Origin of the sequence: Mycobacterium canetti CIPT 140010059 (genome assembly GCF_000253375.1) — a bacterium.
GTDB lineage: Bacteria > Actinomycetota > Actinomycetes > Mycobacteriales > Mycobacteriaceae > Mycobacterium > Mycobacterium tuberculosis.
Map to the genome: position 1 here is coordinate 446,114 of NC_015848.1, position 19,525 is coordinate 465,638.

Consider the following 19,525-nt stretch of genomic DNA (forward strand, 5'->3'; position numbering starts at 1 on the left):
CCGTTCAGAGCCCAAGCGCCGGACGGGCCGCGGGGTCACAGTCGTCAAGCAGATCCAGGCAGCGTCCATACTCGTCGGTCTCGCCGATAGCGGCTGCGGCGCGCGCCAGCGCCGCCACACACCGTAGGAAACCCCGGTTGGGCTGGTGGGAATACGGCACCGGGCCGAAGCCCTTCCAGCCATGGCGGCGCAGCTGGTCCAGGCCGCGGTGGTACCCGGTACGCGCGTATGCGTAGGCCGTGACGGTCTTGTCGTCGGCCAGCGCCCCTTCGGCGAGCACCGCCCAGGCGACCGACGCCGACGGATGTGCGGCCGCGACGATGCTCGGACTTTCGTTGGCAAGCAGCTCCGCTTCGGCGTCGCTGTCGCCAGGCAACAGGATTGGCTCAGGTCCCAAGAGATCACCCATCGACGTCATGGGAGTTATTGTGCGCTTGGTCACGTCACCTCGACGATGGGGCCAACCGAAGGCTGGGTCGCTAAGCTCCAAAGAGCCACTCGATACCGGGAGGACAGCAGCACCCATGTCCAACGCACCCGAGCCAGACCGCTCAGCCGGTGAATCCGGGAGCGAACCGGCCGGCGAGCGGTCCGCCGATCCTGGCGAGGAACGCACCGAAAGCTACCCCCTGGTGCCTCACGACGCCGAAACCGAGACCGTGGTGATCACCACCTCCGACAACGATGCCGCGGTTACGCAACCGGAAGCGCAGCGCGAACGCCGTTTCACCGCGCCCGGCTTCGACGCCAAGGAGACCCAGGTGATCGTCACGGCCCACGAGGCAGCCACCGAGGTTTTCCAAACCAACCAGGCGCCGACCACCCCGCCGCGGATGCCAACCGGAATGCCCCCGAAAACTGCTGTGCCACAATCAATCCCGCCACGGACGGAGGCGACGTCAGTCCGGCAACGCACCTGGGGCTGGGCGCTGGCGGTGGTAGTGATCGTGCTGGCGTTGGCGGCAATCGCGATCCTGGGCACCGTGCTGCTGACCCGCGGCAAACATTCGAAGATGTCGCAGGAAGATCAGGTGCGGCAAGCCATCCAGAGCTTGGACATCGCCATCCAGACCGGCGACCTGACCGCGCTGCGTTCCCTGACTTGTGGCTCCACCCGCGATGGCTACGTGGATTATGACGAGCGTGATTGGGCCGAAACCTATCGCCGGGTTTCGGCGGCCAAACAATATCCGGTCATCGCCAGCATCGACCAGGTCGTCGTCAACGGCGCGCACGCCGAGGCCAATGTCACCACTTTCATGGCGTTCGATCCCCAGGTCCGCTCGACCCGCAGCCTCGACCTACAGTTTCGCGACGATCAGTGGAAGATCTGCCAGTCCTCCAGCAACTGAAGCCAGGATTGGCTGGTTTGCCCGCATTTTGGCCATTGGTCAGTGCTAGGACCGGTCCGCATCACCGGCACGTCACCAGGACCGACTAGTCCGAACACCGAAACGAGCAACCGTAGCCGAAATGCGGCTGGATCCCGTCTGTGGCAATGTACTGGCGGCCTGTTCCCGCAGAGACGGCGGCATAGCGTCTCGATCGTCAACGAGAGGCAGGTGATCGCCAGGTGAGCATCCGCCCCGCCGAGAACTCAACACTCGACATCCGCCACGTCATCGGTATCGGCACCCCGAAAGCCGTCGATTTGTGGCTCGACGTCGTCACCGAGCTGCCGGATCGCGCCCGCGAACTCGGGTCGTTATCCAAAGCCGAACTCGGAAAGCTTGGCCCACTGCTCGACGGCACCAACGCCGTCGAGCTATTCGAGTCGATCGACGACAAGCTGGCCGCAGAGGCACTGCACGCGATGGATCCGTCGCTGGCCGCCACCTTCCTCGAGGCCCTCGACTCCGACCACGCCGCCAACATCCTGCGCGAATTCAAGGAGCCCAAGCGGGAGGCGCTGCTGACGTTGCTACCGCTGGAGCGGGCGATGGTGCTGCGTGGCTTGTTGAGCTGGCCGGAGGACTGCGCCGCGGCCCACATGGTGCCCGAAACGCTGACCGTACGCCCGAACATGACGGTGTCGCAGGCCGTCGCCAGCGTGCGGGAACGCGCCTCGGGCCTGCGCAGCGATGCACGAACCACCGCCTACGTCTATGTGACAGACGCCGACTCCCACCTGCTGGGTGTGATCGCCTTTCGCGCCCTGGTGCTGGCCAATCCCGAACAGCGAGTCCGTGAGCTGATGGGTGACGACCTCATCGTCGTGTCGCCGTTGACTGACAAGGAGCTCGCGGCGCAGACAATCATGGGCCACAACCTGATGGCGGTTCCCGTCGTCGATGCCGACAACCGGCTACTGGGCATCATCGCCGAAGACGAAGCCATCGACATTGCCGAGGAGGAAGCAACCGAAGACGCCGAGCGCCAGGGTGGGTCGGCCCCGCTCGAGGTGCCCTACCTGCGGGCGTCGCCGTGGCTGCTATGGCGCAAGCGGGTCGTCTGGCTCCTGGTACTTTTTGCTGCCGAGGCCTACACCGGCAGCGTCCTGCGGGCGTTCTCCGACGAAATGGAGGCGGTGATAGCGCTCGCGTTCTTCATCCCACTGCTGATCGGCACCGGCGGCAACACCGGCACCCAGATCGCCACCACTCTGGTCCGCGCGATGGCCACCGGTCAGGTCCGGTTTCGCGATGTGCCTGCGGTGTTAGCCAAGGAGCTGTCAACCGGTGTGCTGGTCGGCCTCACTATGGCCGCCGCCGCGGTGGTGCGCGCCTGGACATTGGGCGTGGGCCCGCAGGTGACCCTGACGGTCGCGCTGACGGTGGCCGCCATCGTGGTGTGGTCGTCGCTGGTGGCTGCCGTCCTTCCGCCGCTGCTGAAGAAGTTGCGCATCGACCCGGCCATCGTTTCGGGGCCGATGATCGCCACCATCGTTGACGGCACGGGTCTGCTCATCTACTTCCTGGTCGCGCACCTGACGCTGACCGAGCTGCACGGCTTGTGAGCGGCCCCGGTTTAGTGGGTTAGGGACTTTCCGGCGCAGTGCAGGTCATTGCACGCCTGAACGACCCGCTGGCTCATCGAAGCTTCGGCCTTCTTGAGGTAGCTGCGCGGGTCGTAGACCTTCTTGACACCCACCTCGCCATCGACCTTGAGCACTCCGTCGTAGTTGGTGAACATGTGACCGGCGATCGGGCGGGTGAACGCGTACTGGGTGTCGGTGTCGACGTTCATCTTCACCACGCCGTAGCGCAGCGCCTCCTCGATCTCCGACTTAAGCGAACCCGAGCCGCCGTGGAACACGAAGTCGAACGGCTTGGCGTCGGCCGGCAGTCCGAGCTTGGCCGCCGCCACCTGTTGCCCTTGCGCAAGGATGTCGGGGCGAAGCTTGACGTTGCCGGGCTTGTAGACGCCATGCACGTTGCCGAACGTCGCGGCCAGCAGGTATTTGCCGTGCTCACCGGCGCCCAGCGCCTCGATGGTTTTCTCGAAGTCCTCCGGGCTGGTGTACAGCTTCTCGTTGATCTCGTTCGCCACGCCGTCCTCTTCGCCGCCGACGACGCCGATCTCGATCTCCAGAATGATCTTGGCGGCCGCCGCCGCCTTGAGCAGCTCCTGGGCGATGGCCAGGTTCTCATCGATTGGCACTGCCGAGCCGTCCCACATGTGCGACTGGAACAAAGGATTGCCACCTTTGCTCACGCGTTGCGCCGAGATCGCCAGCAAGGGCCGGACATAGCTGTCCAACTTGTCCTTGGGGCAGTGGTCGGTGTGCAGCGCCACGTTGACCGGGTACTTGGCCGCGATAACGTGGGTGAACTCCGCCAAGGCGACCGCACCGGTCACCATGTCTTTGACCCCGAGGCCGGAGCCGAATTCTGCGCCACCGGTCGAGAACTGGATGATTCCGTCACTGCCGGCGTCGGCGAAACCTTTGATCGCGGCGTTGACGGTTTCCGAGGAGGTGCAGTTGATAGCCGGGAAAGCGTACGAGTTTTGTTTGGCCTGACCGAGCATCTCCGCGTAGACCTCGGGCGTTGCGATAGGCATGAAACGTTCCTCCTGACGACTCCGATCCACCCAGTATCGCAACACCGCAACCGAGCTTGTCGGCCTGTGCGTGATGGCCGGTATGTTGGGACGTCATGAGCACCGCCGTGACGGCCATGCCGGACATCCTCGACCCGATGTACTGGTTGGGCGCCAACGGCGTATTCGGTTCCGCGGTGCTGCCCGGGATTTTGATCATCGTCTTCATCGAGACCGGTCTGCTGTTTCCGCTGCTGCCGGGCGAGTCGCTGTTGTTCACCGGCGGGCTGTTGTCCGCCAGCCCGGCACCACCGGTCACCATCGGGGTGCTCGCCCCGTGCGTTGCGCTGGTCGCGGTGCTCGGCGATCAGACCGCATATTTCATCGGGCGACGGATCGGGCCGGCGCTGTTCAAGAAGGAAGACTCCCGGTTCTTCAAGAAACACTATGTGACCGAGTCCCACGCGTTTTTTGAGAAGTACGGGAAATGGACGATAATTCTGGCTCGATTCGTGCCGATCGCGCGGACTTTTGTGCCAGTCATTGCCGGGGTGTCCTACATGCGGTATCCGGTGTTCCTCGGGTTCGACATCGTCGGCGGAGTCGCCTGGGGTGCGGGTGTGACGTTGGCGGGCTACTTTTTGGGCAGTGTCCCGTTCGTGCACATGAACTTTCAGCTCATCATCCTGGCCATCGTGTTCGTCTCACTGTTGCCCGCACTGGTCTCGGCGGCGCGGGTCTACCGGGCGCGGCGTAACGCACCCCAGAGCGACCCCGACCCGTTGGTGTTACCCGAGTGAGCTGACCGCTGCGGCGCTGTGGGCGGCTTCCATCAGCATCCAACCCGATAGCTGCACCGACAGATCTCGCTCGGCAATCGCCGAGCTATGCACCGCTCCTCGGACGGACCGCGCCTGCTCACCGCCGGCGGTGGGCAACTCGGCTTCGCGATCCCAGAACGCCCCGAACACCGGCAACCCGTCCACGGTTTGCCGGTAATCCCACGCCGATTGCGCGCTAGCCAGCACTATCGCGCGGGCGGTGTCGCGGGCGGCGGCGTCGTCGGCCGAGTCGCCCGGCAACGTGGTGGCGACCAAGGCGAGGTATCGGGCGGTGATCCCCGCGAACAGGCCACCGTCCCCGCCGCCGGCGCCCCGTAACACACCCAATGGAGCCATGTGCTCGTTGACGGCCGCGACCAAGCGATGAACGCGAGCGCAGTGCCGCGCTCTGGCTGCCGGACCGGTGCGCACCGCCAGCTCGGTTTCCAGCCCGAGCACCACCCCTTGGCAGTAGGTGTACTGCGCGCGGACCAACGACCCGGCCTTGATGCCGTCGAATACCAGGTGTGTCTCCGGATCGATCAGCGTGCGATCGATCCAGTCGGCCATCTGTTCTGCGCGCTTGAGCCTTTTCCCGTACTGGTCTGGGTAGCGGGCCAGGAATAGCCCGGCCGGGCCGTTGGCTGGGGCGTTGAAGAACTGGTCCTGCTTGCGCCACGGGATGCCGCCGCCGTCCTCGGGCACCCAGGCTTCGACGAACTGGTTGGTGAGCTTGGGCAGTGCGCGCCGGCGTCGTACCCCGGCGACCCGGTCGGCACGTTCCAGCGCTAACGCTAGCCACGCCATGTCGTCGTAATAGCTGTTGAGCCACGAGAAATTGTTGCGGACCCGGTGCGAGCGGACCTGGCGGTTGATCCGGGCGCGCCGCTGCGGCTGCGGGTCGCGCAGCTGCGCGTCGACCAGGCAATCCAGCAGGTGTGCCTGCCACCAGTAGTGCCAGCTGCCGAACAACCGGTCGCGCCGGGTTGACGGCCAAGCCACCACCGCCAACTGGGTGCCCGGCAACGCCCAAAGCCGTCTCAGATGCCGTTGCGTGACGGCGGTTTCGGCGCTGGCTGCCCGGTTTGCCAGATTCATAATGCGATCCTGCCCTAGCCTGTCTTACGCCGTCTCAGGCCTGTTACTCCAGCGTGACATCAAGGGTGGCGGCGTCCACGAAGGCCAGCATGCGCGCCCGATGATGCCACCCCCGCTGAACTGAGCGACGTTCCGCGGGCCCGCGAGCCGGCTGTTGTCATAGACGGTGGCGCCGTCGGCCAGCGTGATGGCCTGGGCGACAAGCTCGGCCAGCCGGCGGTGACGCTCGCGGATCTTGGTCTCCGGCACATCGTGGCCGCCCGCGGCGACGCGATGCCTGACGCGCTCGACCGCCAGGTCTTCGGGGATAACCAACACGTGCAGTACGACGGTGTAGCCGGCCGTGCGCGCGGTGCGGATGAGCTCGAGCTTCGATGGGTGCGAGAACACCGTCTCGGCAATGAACGGCCGGCCCAAGTCGATGAGCCTCGCGCGGGTGTCGGCGGCGACCTGCGCCGCCTGGTAGGCGTGCGATGTTGGGTCGTCGGGCCAGCGTTGTTTGGCGATTTCGTCGGCGTTGACGAAGACGATGCCGGGCAGCAAGGGCGCCAGCGTGAGGGCGACGAACGTCGACTTGCCGGCGCCGTTGGGCCCGGCGACCAGATCGAGCCGCTTCACGCGTGGCGCGTTGTCTTCGAGCTGGCGATCACGGCGTGGCCGCCAGCACGACCGAGGTGCCGTCTGGCCGGTGCTCGACGATGTCGCCCGCGTCGTTCAGGGCGACCGTGGTGATGCCCTGCGCGGCGAGCACGTCGCCGTAGTTGGTTCGCGACAGGCGCTCCTCGATAGCTGCGGAGATCTCGGCGTTGAACACCACGCCCTCCTCCAGCGTCAGGTCCCTCATCGGCAGATGCCCCGCGAGCGCAGCTTCCACGCGGCGCCGCGACGCCGTGTGCTGGTTCGACACCGCCCGACCGACGCGGGCCCAGTGGTCGAGCTGCTGCTTGGCCGAACGGCTCTGACGAGCACCCTCGGCCGCCGCGCTGTCCACCAGATCCGCGGCGACGCGCGTGACGCGGTCGACGGCTTTGGGCATGACATCTCTCCTCGGGTGTAGCGATCTGTTACAGCTTATAGCAAAGTGCTACACCGAGCTGTGGTGAGGGGCGCATGCGGCTAGCGGGCACCGGCCAGCGCCAGCAGCAACTGGTGCAGGCCGGCCAGCGAGTGCGCCGGCAGGAACAGGTCGCAATAGGGCAGCGCCGCCGCCATCGAACCGGCACGCGGCTGGAACTCCGGATGTGCCGCGCGAGGGTTCAGCCAGACCAGCAACTCGGCGCGGCGACGCACCCTGGTCAGTGCGTGCACCAACACGTCGGGCGGATCGCTGTCCCAGCCGTCGGAGGCGATGATCACCACCGCGCCGCGTAACGCGTTGCCATGCGGCGGGGCCAGCAGGGCGGCGACACTACGGCCGATGAACGTACCGCCGTAGCGGTCGGTCACCCTAGCGTTGGCCCGATGTAGCGCCATCTCGGCCGAGCGATGAGACAGCACCGAGGTAAGCCGAGTCAGCGACGTCGAAAACGCGAAAACCTCCGGGTGGCCCCCTGCCCGGCGCAGCACCGCCGCCCGCATCAGATGCAGATAGATGGCGGCGTAGGGCTGCATCGAGCGGCTCACATCGCAGAGCAGGAGCACCCGGCGGGGGCGTCGGCGGGGCCGGATCCGTGCCAACAGCACCGACTCCCAGCCGGTCGACCGCGACGCGTTCATCGTCGCCCGCAGGTCGATGCGCTTGCCGTGCGGGCTGGACTCGAATCGCAGGCTGCGCCGCCGCGGCCAGCGCGCCATCGTGGCCTCCAGCCAGGCGCCGAGCAGACGCAGATCGTCGGGATCGAACTGGTCGAATGGCTCGTCGGCCCGGGCGACAATGCGGCTGGGCAGGACATCGGGCAGTGTGCGGCTGGGTCCGCCCTGACCGGCGCTGGCCATCGTCAGCGAGCGAGTATCCCAGGGCAGATTCTGGGCTTGGGCGGCACAAGATCGCCGCTTGGCGCGGTGCCCGACGCCGGCCACCGGTGTGCGCGGGCCTGCAATGGGCGGTGGTGGGCGGTTGGCACCGTCGGGTTCGGCGCTGCCAAATACCCCGAACAGCGAAGCGAATACCGCATCGAACGTGGCCAGTTCGTCTACACGGCTGACCAGGGTCAACCGCGCGCCCCAATACAGCGCCGCCGGCGTACGCGGCACCAACTGCTGCAACGCCTGCACCAAACTCGCTTGACCGCTGGCGGACACCGGTATCCCGGCGTCGCGAAGGCGCGCTGCCAGCGCTGCCGCGAATGCCGCGAGGTCGACGCCCGGCAACAGTGCAGGGGTGGCCATCCCATTCATCGTCGCCGGCGCAGCACCCAGATCAGCAGCAGCACGGTCAGCGCCGCCAGCAGCGCCGAACCGTACTTTTTGAGCTGGCCGCCGTCGGCCAGCTGCAGCAAGTCGATGGGCGCCGCTTCGGTAGCAGGGGGTGTGCCTTGCGGGCTTTCTGAACTCTGGGCCGCGAGCTCGGCTTCTAGCGAATCCACGAACTGGCCCAGCAGCTTCTCCGACACCTGCTGCAGCATGCCACTGCCGAATTGCGCCAGTTTGCCGACAATCTTCAGATCGGTGTCGACGGTGACGCGGGTACGCTCTCCGACCTCGTGCAGCTGGGCAGCGACCGTGGCGGCCGCGTTGCCGGTACCGCGCGCCTCCTTGCCTTTGGCGTCGAAAACGGCGCGGTGCTGGTTGCGGTCCTGCTCGACAAAGTGCACCTTGCCGCTGAACTCGCTGGTGACCGGCCCAACCTTGACCTTGACCTTACCGAGGTACTCGTCGCCCTCATGGCCGATCAACTGGGCCCCAGGCATCAGCGGAATCATCTGCTCCAGGTCGCATAGCATGCTCCAGGCCTGCTCGATCGGAGCGCTGACGGTGAACTCGTTGGCGATCTTCATCCTGTGCGTCCTCTCATGCGTGGCTGCACTCAGTAAAAGCTTGGTACGCATCGCGAATCTGCGTACGGTCGTCGGGCGTTTTGGCCAGGGCCCCAAGGCTGGCCAGAGCGGGACTCGAATCCGCTGCGGTGAGGTCTGCGACCCCGAGTGCCACCAAAGCCGCCACCCAGTCGATAGTCTCGGCCACACCGGGTGGCTTGTCCAGATCGAGATCCCGTGCAGTGCAAACGAATTGAGTGGCGTTCTCGATCAACGGCGCGGTAGCCCCGGGCACCGTGCGGCGCACGATCGCGGCCGCCCGGTCCGGCTCCGGGTAGTCGATCCAGTGGTAGAGGCAGCGCCGCCGCAGTGCGTCGTGCAGGTCACGGCTGCGGTTGGACGTGAGCACCGCGATCGGCGGGCACTCCGCGAGGAAAGTGCCCAGCTCGGGAACGGTCACCGCGGACTCACCAAGGAACTCCAGCAGTAACGCCTCGAATTCGTCGTCGGCCCGGTCGATTTCATCGATGAGCAGCACTGGAGGGGTCGGTCCGCGGTGCCGCACGCACCGCAGGATGGGCCGGTCCACCAGATACGCCTCGGTGTACAGATCCGCTTCCGATATGTCTGAGATACCCTTGCCGCGCGCCTCGGCCAGCCTGATGGACAATAGCTGGCGTTGGTAGTTCCAGTCGTAGAGCGCCTCGTTGGCCGTCAGCCCTTCATAGCATTGCAGCCGGATCAGCGTGGTATCCAACACGGCTGCAAGGGTTTTCGCGGCTGTTGTCTTGCCAACACCGGGCTCACCCTCCAACAACAGCGGCCTGCCCAGCGTAACCGCCAGATAGATTGCCGACGCCGTGCCGGTATCCAGCAGGTAGTTCTGTTCGTCGAACCGGCGGATCACGTCGTCGGGACTTGCGAAGGTCACGAGGGCACCGATTCCAGCAGCCGTCGGTAGTCGTCCCAGGTGTCCACGTCAAGCGGCACGCAGCCGTCCACGGCGAGTTCGCGCACTGGGTGGCGGCCGGAGTGCACCAGCTTCCAGACACCCTTGTCGCCGTGCAGTCGCGCGAGTTCGCCGAACACGGTGCGGCTAAACCAGAATGGATGCCCGACGCCGTCGGCGTAGCGGCACACCATGATCTCGGTGGCCGGCCCGACGTCGATGATCCGCCGCAGTGTCGCCGGCGCCACCTGAGGCTGGTCGCCCAGCATCAGCACGATCCCGGTGGCCCGCGGATGCACCCGTGCCAACGCGACGCGCAGCGATGCCGCACACCCGCGCTCGACATCCTCGACGACCACCACGTCGGTCCCGTGCAGCGCCATCGCGGCACGCACCGCCGACGCCGCACCGCCCAGGGTGAGGATCAGCTGGTCGAATCCGGCTTGCCGGGCAACGTCGAGGGTGGCCCCAAGCACCGTGGTATCCCGATATGGCAGTAGCTGTTTGGGCGTGCCCAACCGGTTGGAGCGCCCGGCGGCGAGCACCACACCGGTGATCTGGGTCGCGGTCATGCGCCGCCGTTCTCGTCCGCCAACGCCTTCCGGCCTCTGGGGCCGCCGCCGCGCAGCGTGGCGATCAGTTCCGCCGCAATCGACACCGCGATCTCCGCCGGAGTTTTGGCGCCGATGGCCAATCCGACCGGGGTATGCACCCGGGCCCGCTCGGCATCGGACAGGTCCAGCGAATCCAGGATGGACGCGCCGCGCACCGTGCTGGCCACCAGCCCGACATACCCAACGCCGTTATCCAGCGCCGTGCGGATGATTTCGGCTTCGGGCCCGCCGTGGCTGGCGATCACAATCGCAGTTGGCAAGGCGTCGGTGTCGGCCGGATCGGTGTCGCGGCGCGCGTCGTAGCCCAACAGGCCGCACAGTTCGATCAACGCGTCGGCGATCGGGGTTTCGCCGTAAATCTGGATCAGCGGGGCCGGCAGCTGCGGGGTCAGGAAGATCTCCAGGGATCCGCCGGCCAGGCACGGGTTGACCACCACACACGCCCCGGGAGCTTCCGGGAAGTGCACGTCACCGTCGGGCAGCACGCGCAGCAGCACGCTCTCGCCGGCCTGCAACACGCCCATCGCCGCCTTGCGGACCGAGTTCTGCGCGCAGTGGCCGCCGACAAAGCCCTCGATGGTGCCGTCCGCCAACAGGATTGCCTCATCGCCCGGGCGGGCCGACGTGGGCTGCTGGGCCCGCACCACGGTCGCGCGCACGAACGGTGTCCGCGCGGCCACCAGCTGTGCGGCCCGGTCACTGATGGACATCGACGCCCTCGAGCTCCCCTAGATCGGTGGTGTGGCCCGGCCCTGCATGGCCTCCCAGACCCGCGACGGCGTCAACGGCATGTCGGCGTGCCGAACCCCGAACGGCGCCAACGCATCCACCACCGCGTTCACCACCGCCGGCGGGGAACCCACCGTGGCCGACTCACCGATGCCCTTGGCGCCGATCGGGTGATGCGGCGACGGGGTCACGGTGTGCCCGGTCTCTAGGTGTGGCACCTCGAGCGCGGTCGGGATCAGGTAGTCCATCAACGATCCGCCCAGACAGTTGCCGTCCTCGTCGAAGGCAATCATCTCCATCAGCGCCATGCCGATGCCGTCGACGATGCCGCCGTGTACCTGACCCTCGATGATCATCGGGTTGATCCGGGTTCCGCAATCATCGACGGCCAAAAAGCGCCGCACCTTCACCACCGCGGTGCCCGGGTCGATGTCGACCACACAGAAGTAGGCGCCGTACGGGTAGGTCAGATTCGACGGGTTGTAGCAGACCTCGGCATCCAGCCCGCCCTCGATGCCCTCGGGCAGATCGCCGGCGCCGTGCGCGCGCATCGCGATGTCGGCGATGGTCACCGCGGCCGACGGGTCACCCTTGACGTGGAACTTCCCTTTCTCCCACTGTAAGTCGGCGACCGAAACCTCGAGCATGCCCGAGGCGATGATCTTGGCCTTGTCGCGCACCTTGCGGGCGACCAGCGCCGCGGCACCACCCGAGACGGGTGTGGACCGGCTGCCGTAGGTGCCCAACCCGAACGGTGTCTGGTCGGTGTCGCCGTGCACCACCTCGATGTCGTCGGGCGCAATCCCCAGCTCCTCGGCGACGATCTGCGCGAACGTCGTCTCGTGGCCCTGGCCCTGGGTCTGAACCGAAAGCCGCAGCACGGCTTTGCCCGTCGGGTGCACGCGCAGCTCGCAGCCGTCGGCCATGCCCAGGCCGAGGATGTCCATGTCCTTGCGCGGCCCGGCGCCCACGGCCTCGGTGAAAAATGACATCCCGATGCCCATCAGCTCGCCGCGCGCTCGCCGCTGCTTTTGTTCGGCGCGTAACGCCTCGTAGCCGATCATGTTCATCGCCTTACGCATTGTGGTCTCGTAGTCGCCCGAGTCGTACACCCAACCAGTCTTGCTCTGATACGGAAACTGGTTGGGCCGCAATAGATTCCGCAAGCGCAGCTCGGCTGGATCCATCTTCAGCTCGAAGGCCAGGCAGTCCACCAGCCGCTCGACGAAGTAGACCGCTTCGGTGATGCGGAACGAACACGCGTAGGCGACCCCGCCGGGCGCCTTGTTGGTATACACCGCGGTCATGTGACAGTAGGCGGCCTCGATGTCGTAGCTGCCGGTGAACACCCCGAAGAACCCGGCTGGGTACTTCGCCGGCGCGGCCTGGGCGTTAAACGCACCATGGTCGGCCAGCACATTGGACCGGATCGCCAGGATCTTGCCGTCACGGTTGGCGGCAATCTCGCCGACCATGATGTAGTCGCGGGCGAATCCGGTGGACGTCAGGTTCTCGCTGCGGTCCTCCATCCATTTGACCGGCTTGCCCAGCAGCAGCGACGCGACAATGGCACAGACATAACCGGGATAGATCGGCACCTTGTTGCCGAAGCCGCCGCCGATGTCGGGCGAGATCACCCGAATCTTGTGTTCGGGCAACCCGGCCACCAGCGCGTATAGCGTGCGATGCGCGTGCGGCGCCTGGCTGGTGGTCCACAGCGTCAGCTTTCCGGTGACCGGATCTAGATCGGCCACCGCGCCACAGGTTTCCATCGGCGCCGGGTGCACCCGCGGGTAGACGATCTCCTGCTGGACAACGACGTCGGCCTTGGCGAACACCGCCTCGGTCGCCGCCGCGTCGCCGGTCTCCCAGTCGAAGATGTGATTGTCGCTCTTTCCCTCCAGATCGGTGCGGATGACCGGCGCCGACGGGTCCAGCGCCGTGCGGGCATCCACGACGGGATCCAGCGGTTCGTAGTCGACGTCGACCAACTCGCATGCATCGCGGGCCGAATACCGGTCCTCGGCAACCACGAACGCCACCTCTTGGCCCTGGAAGCGCGTCTTGTCGGTGGCCAGCACGGCTTGTACGTCGTTGGCTAGTGTCGGCATCCAAGCCAGGCCCTTGGCGGCCAGATCGGCGCCGGTCACCACGGCCTTGACTTTCGGATGTGCCTGCGCGGCAGTCACATCGATGCGCACGATGCGGGCATGCGCATACGGCGAACGCAGGATGGCCAGATGCAACATGCCCGGCAGCGCGACGTCGTCGACGTAGGTTCCGCGCCCGCGGATGAATCGCGGGTCCTCTTTGCGCATCATCCGGCCGTGCCCGCACGGCTGCTGAGCGTTGTCGGCTAGGTCTTCCGGCGACGGAGGGCGTGACTCGATCGTTGTCATGACTGCGCCTTTACGGTCTGGTGCGCTGCCGCCCACTGAATGGAGCGCACGATCGTGGTGTATCCGGTGCACCGGCAGATCTGCCCCGAGATCGCTTCCCGGATGGTCTGCTCGTCGGGATCCGGGTTGCGGTCCAGCAGGGCGCGCGCGGTAATCAGCATTCCGGGTGTGCAGAAGCCGCATTGCAGCCCGTGGCAGCGCATGAACCCTTCCTGCACCGGGTCGAGCTGGCCGTCGGGCCCAGCCAAGCCCTCTACCGTGCGGATGCTGTGGCCGGAGGCCATCACGGCGAGCATCGTGCAGGATTTCACCGGCACGCCGTCGACCTCGACCACGCATGTCCCGCAGTTGCTGGTGTCACAGCCCCAGTGAGTTCCGGTGAGCCGCAGCTGATCACGGAGAAAATGGACCAGCAGCATCCGGGGTTCGACGTCGGCGGTGACGGGCTCGCCGTTTACCGTCATGTTCACCTGCATGGTTGGTTCCCCTCTCAGGCCTCGGGGGCCGCCGGCGCGCGGAGCACGCGCCCGGCGGCGGTGCGCAGCGTGCGAACGGTCAGTTCACAGGCTAGGTGCCGCTTGTACTCGGCTGTGCCGCGGACGTCGGTCACCGGCGTGCAAGCTTGCGCGGCGCGCCGGCCCGCCTCAGCGAACACCTCTTCGGTAGCGGGCTGGCCGACCAGCGACGCGGACAGCTCCGCCAGCGCGACCGGGTCGGGATTCACCGCGGTCAAACCCACCCGAGCGGCGAGGATCGTCTGGCCGTCGAGCGTGACCGCGGCACCGGCCGCGGTGATCGCCCAGTCGCCGACCCGCCGTTCCACCTTGGCGTACGCGCTGGAGGTGTTGTGCCGCAGCGGAATCCGCACCTCAATTAGGACCTCGTTGTGGGCGAGCGCGGTTTCGTACGGCCCGACCAGGAAGTCGTCGATCGCTATCTCACGTTCACCCGAGGGCCCTTTCGCCAGGCACACCGCATCCAGAACGGTGCACACGGTCGACAGGTCCTCGGCCGGATCCGCCTGGCAAAGCGAACCGCCCAGGGTGCCGCGGTTGCGGACCACCGGGTCGGCGATCACCCGCTCGGCATCGCGGAAGATCGGGCACACCGCCGCCAGCGCATCGGAGTCCAGAATCTCGCGATGGCGGGTCATCGCACCCAGCCGAACCAGGTTGGGATTGTTGATTCCGCCGACCACGACGTAGCCGAGTTCGGGGGCCAGGTCGTTGATGTCCACGAGGTACTCGGGGTTGGCGATGCGCAGCTTCATCATCGGCAGCAGGCTGTGCCCGCCGGCGACCACCCGCGCTCCCTCCCCCAACCGATCCAACAATCCGATGGCGTGGTCCACGCTGGTGGCACGTTCGTATTCGAAAGGCCCAGGTACTTGCATGCGCCCCAGTGTCGGCCGCCCGCGAAAAGGGCGTCAATGTCGAGTTAAGTAATCCTTGAACTCGCCCGCTACCTGCGCATCATGGTGGATCCGTCCGGCAATATCGGCCAGCGGGCGTCCCCCGCCGCCCCAACGTCGGGCGATGATGTCGGCCGCGATCGAGACCGCGGTCTCCTCGGGGGTTCGGGCACCGAGATCCAGCCCGATCGGGCTGGACAACCGGCTCAGCTCGGCGTCGGTCAGGCCCGCCGCGCGTAGCCGATCCATCCGGTCGTCGTGCGTCTTACGTGATCCCATCGCCCCCACGTATCCGACACCCAGGCGCAGCGCCACCTCGAGCACCGGGACGTCGAACTTCGGATCGTGGGTGAGCACGCAGATCACCGTGCGCTCGTCGATACCACCCGCCTCCGCCTGGGCAGCCAGATAGCGGTGGGGCCATGCGACGACGACGTCATCGGCCGTCGGAAAGCGCGCTGGCGTGGCGAATACCGCGCGGGCGTCGCAGACGGTGACCCGGTAGCCGAGGAACGAACCCTGCCGCGCCAGCGCGGCGGCGAAGTCGATGGCACCGAACACCAGCATCCGCGGGCGCGGCGCGTGGCTGGACACGAAGACCTCCATGCCCTCGCCACGCCGCTGCCCATCGGGCCCATATTCGAGGATCTCGCTGCGGCCCACCGCGAGCAGACCCCGCGCATCGTCGATAACCGCCGCATCGGCACGCGCCGAACCCAGCGAACCCGTCACGGGGCTCTTTGTGTCGGGCCGGATCACCAGTCGGCGACCCACCCGCCGCCCGTCCGGATGGGCGATGACGGTCGCGATGGCGACCGGGCGTTGCGCGCCGATGTCGTCGGCCAGCTCGCCCAGGTCGGGAAACGTGGCCCGCGATACGGGCTCGACGAAGACGTCGATGATGCCGCCACAGGTCAGGCCTACCGCGAATGCGGTATCGTCGCTGACTCCGTAGTGTTCCAGCCGCGGTATCCCGGTTTGGGCCACCTCGGCGGCCAGCTCATATACCGCACCCTCCACGCAGCCGCCCGACACCGACCCACTTACCGAACCGTCCGGGGCTACCACCATCGCGGCCCCCGGGGGCCGCGGCGCTGACCGCAAGGTTCGCACCACCGTCGCGACCCCCGCGGTGTCACCGGCGGCCCAGATCGCCATCAGCTCGGCAAGCACTTCACGCACGCTTCCCAAAGTAGGCTTCAGTGCATGACCCCGGCTCAACTTCGGGCCTATTCGGCGGTGGTTCGCCTGGGCTCGGTACGGGCGGCCGCCGCGGAACTCGGTCTTTCCGACGCCGGAGTCTCCATGCACGTCGCGGCGCTGCGCAAGGAACTCGACGACCCGCTGTTTACCAGGACCGGTGCCGGGCTGGCGTTCACGCCCGGCGGGCTGCGGCTGGCCAGCCGCGCGGTCGAAATCCTGGGCCTGCAACAACAAACCGCGATCGAGGTCACCGAGGCCGCCCACGGGCGTCGGTTGCTGCGCATCGCCGCCTCCAGCGCCTTCGCCGAACACGCCGCGCCGGGCCTGATCGAGCTCTTCTCGTCTCGGGCCGACGACCTTTCGGTCGAGTTGAGCGTGCATCCCACCAGCCGGTTCCGCGAACTGATCTGCTCGCGCGCCGTCGACATCGCGATCGGCCCGGCCAGTGAGAGCTCGATCGGTTCCGACGGCTCGATCTTTCTACGGCCCTTCCTGAAGTATCAGATCATCACCGTCGTCGCGCCGAATAGCCCACTGGCCGCAGGCATTCCGATGCCCGCGCTGTTGCGTCACCAGCAATGGATGCTGGGTCCGTCCGCCGGCAGCGTAGATGGTGAGATCGCAACCATGTTGCGCGGCTTGGCGATTCCGGAGTCCCAGCAACGGATCTTCCAGAGCGATGCCGCCGCGCTGGAGGAGGTCATGCGCGTCGGGGGCGCCACGCTGGCCATTGGCTTTGCGGTCGCCAAGGATCTTGCCGCCGGACGGTTGGTGCACGTGACCGGTCCTGGGCTGGATCGCGCCGGCGAGTGGTGTGTGGCGACATTGGCGCCTTCGGCCCGCCAACCCGCCGTCTCCGAGCTCGTTGGCTTCATCAGCACCCCGAGGTGTATTCAGGCGATGATCCGGGGCAGCGGGGTCGGGGTGACGCGGTTCCGCCCAAAGGTCCACGTCACCCTGTGGAGCTAGCTACTTCGACTTGAAAGGCTCGGCGCGCCGGTCCGCCAGTTGACGGCGCCCGGCTGCGAGGATTAGCCAGTTCCCTTGTCGCACAGGAGCGTTGAGGCTATCGCCGTATGCCTACTGCGTGCGATCAGCGCTTGCTCGTTCAATACCACAGGGTGCGGCCCAGGTGCAAGGTTCACTGTGCATCGCGCGCTGGAGCCTTTGGTGCCAGTTGCCCGTTGAACCGTGATCCAGCGCGGCTGAGGGTGTGGTGGTGTCGGGCCGCTGGGAGGCCGGGAATGCGGACGGTAACGGTGGCTCCGCGGGGTTGATCGGCAGCGGCGGGGCCGGCGGCGACGGCGGTAGCGGCGGGGCCACCGGCGCCGGTGGCGAAGGTGGCGATGCTGGAGCAAGCGGGTCCATAAACGGCAACGCCGGCGACCCCGGCAACAGCGGAGAACGCGGCGCAGTGGGCAAGCCCGGCGCACCCGGCTGGTCCGAAAATGAAGGGTGAGTCGCGGCTCCCGGGGTGATTTGGTCGTGGTCGCGGTATGCCCGGTCGGGTGGGTGCTTAGGCGGCCTGGATCGGGTCGAAGCGAACGGTGAACCCGAGCGCGTTAGCTTGACGGACGATGCGGCGCATGGCCAGTTCAGGATCCAGTCGTGCGAAGTAGTCACCGCCGAGATCGGCGTAGTCGACGTCGTCGGTGAGCATGTGCCACACCGCGATCAGAATCGAGTGCTCTATTGCGACAAGGGCTTTCTTCTTACCCAGTCGGTGCGCCAGGCGCTGGTAGCGCGCCCCGAGGTAGGTGGTGTCTTTGGTGCGGACCGCAGCCATCGCGGCGGTGCCCAACGCGCCAACGAGCCACCGGTTGCCGTGGCGAGTCTTACCGGAGCGGCGCTTGCCGGCCGATTCGTGCTGCCCTGGGCACACCCCGGCCCAAGACGCCAGATGCGCGGCGGTGCGAAAGCGAGTCATGTCGGCGCCGGTTTCGGCGACGATGACCTCGGCCACCGACTGACCCACGCCGGGGATCGTCGCCAGGCGCTCAAGCTGGCGGGCGAAAGGGCGCATCTGCTCTTCGATCCGCGCCGAGAGTTCCCCGATGGCCGCAGTGAGCTGGTCGATGCGCTGCAGATGTAGCCGGCATAGGAAGGCGTGGTGCTCACCGAAGTTGCCGGTCAACGCCTGCACCAGTTGGGGAATCTTGGGGCGCATCCGGGCCTTGGCCATCTCGGCGAGCACCGCCGGGTCGCGTTCGCCGTCGATCAGCGCGGCCAGCATCGCCCGCCCAGACACCCCGAGAATGTCGGTGGCCACACTGGACAGCTTGATCCCGGCGTCTTCGAGTTCCTTCTCCAACCGTTGCGCCTCCCGGGTGCGTTCGGCGAGGAGTGTTGTCCGGTAGCGGGTCAGGTCTCGGAGCTGGCGGATCGGCTCGGGCGGCACGAACGAGGCGCGTAGCAGCCCGCACTCACCCAGTTGACATAACCACGCGGCATCGCAAACATCGCTTTTGCGCCCGGGCAGGCCCTTGGCATGCGCGGCGTTGACCAGCACCACGTTCAAGTCGCCTTCGAGCAGGTAGAACGCGGCGCGCCAGTAATCGCCAGTGGCCTCCATCACCACCAGGCTGACCCGTTCGGCGATCAGCCAGTCCCGTAGCTCCAGCAACGCGTTGGTGGTGGTGACGTAGGTGCGGATCTCCTGGCTCCGCGACCGTCTGCCCTTGGGGCTTGGCGTGCGCACGCATGCCTTCAGGTCCTTCTTGCCGATATCGAGCCCGGCGCACCGCTCGTGCAGCAGTTCCATCAAATACCTCCAGACGCAACAACTTCCAACACTGCGCGTCCGTCCGGAGGAACCACAGGGCCTAAAGAATCTGGTCCGCGTGCTCAACGCAACAATCGACAGTTCCTGTCGGTGGCTCCCAACGCCATACTGACACCACGAGCTCGGACGACATCACAGACATGTCGGCGTGCCGGACGAACGCCACGCCATTTTCCCGCCACAACGGTGGCCAGCGCAGCGGGCCGGGTTTACTGACCCGAAAATCACCGCATCACCGGGCTCGCTCACAACCGAGAGCGGACGCGGGCTCGGCGGGCTAGACGAATCGACGCGCCAACTTTCTCGGATCGAAGAAGCTATACGCTTTACCCCCATGAGTGTGTACAAGGTGATCGACATCATCGGGACCAGCCCCACATCCTGGGAACAGGCGGCGGCGGAGGCGGTCCAGCGGGCGCGGGATAGCGTCGATGACATCCGCGTCGCTCGGGTCATTGAGCAGGACATGGCCGTGGACAGCGCCGGCAAGATCACCTACCGCATCAAGCTCGAAGTGTCGTTCAAGATGAGGCCGGCGCAACCGCGCTAGCACGGGCCGGCGAGCAGACGCAAAATCGCACGGTTTGCGGTTGATTCGTGCGATTTTGTGTCTGCTCGCCGAG

21 protein-coding genes are annotated in these 19,525 nt (G+C 66.7%); 6 read left to right on the forward strand and 15 right to left on the reverse strand.

From position 1 onward, the window contains the following. Positions 1–4: 4 nt before the first annotated feature. Positions 5–418 carry a DUF3151 domain-containing protein gene (locus tag MCAN_RS01885; protein WP_003401852.1) on the reverse strand — a complete coding sequence of 138 codons (414 nt, stop codon included), beginning with the start codon at positions 416–418 and terminating at the stop codon, positions 5–7. A 106-nt stretch (positions 419–524) separates the two neighbouring features. Between MCAN_RS01885 and MCAN_RS01890 the strand changes: the two genes are divergently transcribed. Both MCAN_RS01890 and mgtE read left to right on the forward strand, forming a co-directional pair. Then, positions 525–1,352 (forward strand): Rv0361 family membrane protein, encoded by an 828-nt coding sequence (locus MCAN_RS01890; RefSeq protein ID WP_003401853.1) that lies wholly within the window; start codon positions 525–527, stop codon positions 1,350–1,352. Between the two features lie 221 nt (positions 1,353–1,573). Then, positions 1,574–2,956 carry a magnesium transporter gene (gene mgtE / locus MCAN_RS01895; protein WP_003898415.1) on the forward strand — a complete coding sequence of 461 codons (1,383 nt, stop codon included), beginning with the start codon at positions 1,574–1,576 and terminating at the stop codon, positions 2,954–2,956. An 11-nt stretch (positions 2,957–2,967) separates the two neighbouring features. On the opposite strand, the gene fbaA is transcribed toward mgtE, so the two are convergent. Beyond that, a complete protein-coding gene (gene fbaA / locus MCAN_RS01900; RefSeq protein WP_003401856.1) occupies positions 2,968–4,002 on the reverse strand; it encodes a class II fructose-bisphosphate aldolase in 1,035 nt (344 codons plus the stop codon). Positions 4,003–4,097: 95 nt separating this feature from the next. Between fbaA and MCAN_RS01905 the strand changes: the two genes are divergently transcribed. Next, entirely contained in the window at positions 4,098–4,781 is a 684-nt protein-coding gene (locus MCAN_RS01905) for a VTT domain-containing protein (protein ID WP_003401857.1), read from the forward strand. Here MCAN_RS01905 and MCAN_RS01910 read toward each other — a convergent pair. The 12 genes from MCAN_RS01910 to MCAN_RS01965 form a co-directional block, all read right to left on the reverse strand. Beyond that, on the reverse strand, positions 4,770–5,900 hold the full coding sequence (locus tag MCAN_RS01910) for a glycoside hydrolase family 76 protein (RefSeq protein WP_003401858.1): 1,131 nt from the start codon (positions 5,898–5,900) through the stop codon (positions 4,770–4,772). The two genes, MCAN_RS01905 and MCAN_RS01910, sit on opposite strands and share 12 nt — an antisense overlap. Before the next feature lie 24 nt (positions 5,901–5,924). After that, positions 5,925–6,518: a zeta toxin family protein gene (locus MCAN_RS01915; RefSeq protein ID WP_014000190.1), complete on the reverse strand. Its 594-nt coding sequence runs from the start codon at positions 6,516–6,518 to the stop codon at positions 5,925–5,927. A 28-nt stretch (positions 6,519–6,546) separates the two neighbouring features. Beyond that, positions 6,547–6,936, reverse strand: coding sequence for a TA system antitoxin ParD family protein (locus tag MCAN_RS01920; protein ID WP_014000191.1), 390 nt, complete (start codon positions 6,934–6,936; stop codon positions 6,547–6,549). An 80-nt stretch (positions 6,937–7,016) separates the two neighbouring features. Next, a complete protein-coding gene (locus MCAN_RS01925) occupies positions 7,017–8,228 on the reverse strand; it encodes a vWA domain-containing protein (protein ID WP_014000192.1) in 1,212 nt (403 codons plus the stop codon). A gap of 5 nt (positions 8,229–8,233) precedes the next feature. Beyond that, positions 8,234–8,836: an SRPBCC family protein gene (locus MCAN_RS01930; protein ID WP_041179818.1), complete on the reverse strand. Its 603-nt coding sequence runs from the start codon at positions 8,834–8,836 to the stop codon at positions 8,234–8,236. A gap of 13 nt (positions 8,837–8,849) precedes the next feature. Beyond that, complete coding sequence (locus tag MCAN_RS01935) at positions 8,850–9,746, reverse strand: AAA family ATPase (RefSeq protein ID WP_014000193.1); 897 nt, start codon at positions 9,744–9,746, stop codon at positions 8,850–8,852. After that, the gene (locus tag MCAN_RS01940; RefSeq protein ID WP_014000194.1) at positions 9,743–10,336 is read right to left on the reverse strand and encodes a nucleotidyltransferase family protein; all 594 of its coding nucleotides are present in this window, start codon (positions 10,334–10,336) and stop codon (positions 9,743–9,745) included. The genes MCAN_RS01935 and MCAN_RS01940 overlap by 4 nt, the downstream gene beginning before the upstream one ends. Then, entirely contained in the window at positions 10,333–11,088 is a 756-nt protein-coding gene (locus MCAN_RS01945) for an XdhC family protein (protein ID WP_003401865.1), read from the reverse strand. Before MCAN_RS01945 ends, MCAN_RS01940 begins: the two co-directional genes overlap by 4 nt. Positions 11,089–11,106: 18 nt before the next feature. Then, positions 11,107–13,506 (reverse strand): aerobic carbon-monoxide dehydrogenase large subunit, encoded by a 2,400-nt coding sequence (locus tag MCAN_RS01950; RefSeq protein WP_014000195.1) that lies wholly within the window; start codon positions 13,504–13,506, stop codon positions 11,107–11,109. Further along, positions 13,503–13,982 carry a (2Fe-2S)-binding protein gene (locus tag MCAN_RS01955; RefSeq protein ID WP_014000196.1) on the reverse strand — a complete coding sequence of 160 codons (480 nt, stop codon included), beginning with the start codon at positions 13,980–13,982 and terminating at the stop codon, positions 13,503–13,505. The genes MCAN_RS01950 and MCAN_RS01955 overlap by 4 nt, the downstream gene beginning before the upstream one ends. A gap of 14 nt (positions 13,983–13,996) precedes the next feature. Beyond that, positions 13,997–14,899, reverse strand: a complete 903-nt coding sequence (locus MCAN_RS01960) for an FAD binding domain-containing protein (protein ID WP_041180003.1) — start codon at positions 14,897–14,899, stop codon at positions 13,997–13,999. Positions 14,900–14,932: 33 nt separating this feature from the next. Beyond that, positions 14,933–16,099 (reverse strand): XdhC family protein, encoded by a 1,167-nt coding sequence (locus tag MCAN_RS01965; RefSeq protein ID WP_173391185.1) that lies wholly within the window; start codon positions 16,097–16,099, stop codon positions 14,933–14,935. A 24-nt stretch (positions 16,100–16,123) separates the two neighbouring features. On the opposite strand from MCAN_RS01965, the gene MCAN_RS01970 reads away from it, so the two are divergent. After that, positions 16,124–17,089 (forward strand): LysR family transcriptional regulator, encoded by a 966-nt coding sequence (locus MCAN_RS01970; protein ID WP_003401875.1) that lies wholly within the window; start codon positions 16,124–16,126, stop codon positions 17,087–17,089. Between the two features lie 250 nt (positions 17,090–17,339). Then, on the forward strand, positions 17,340–17,579 hold the full coding sequence (locus MCAN_RS01975; protein WP_014000199.1) for a hypothetical protein: 240 nt from the start codon (positions 17,340–17,342) through the stop codon (positions 17,577–17,579). 57 nt (positions 17,580–17,636) lie between these two features. On the opposite strand, the gene MCAN_RS01980 is transcribed toward MCAN_RS01975, so the two are convergent. Continuing rightward, positions 17,637–18,881, reverse strand: a complete 1,245-nt coding sequence (locus tag MCAN_RS01980) for an IS110 family RNA-guided transposase (protein ID WP_014000200.1) — start codon at positions 18,879–18,881, stop codon at positions 17,637–17,639. A 355-nt stretch (positions 18,882–19,236) separates the two neighbouring features. Here MCAN_RS01980 and secE2 point away from each other — a divergent pair, with 355 nt between their 5' ends. Then, positions 19,237–19,452, forward strand: a complete 216-nt coding sequence (gene secE2 / locus MCAN_RS01985; RefSeq protein WP_003401885.1) for a calcium dodecin — start codon at positions 19,237–19,239, stop codon at positions 19,450–19,452. Positions 19,453–19,525 lie beyond the last annotated feature (73 nt).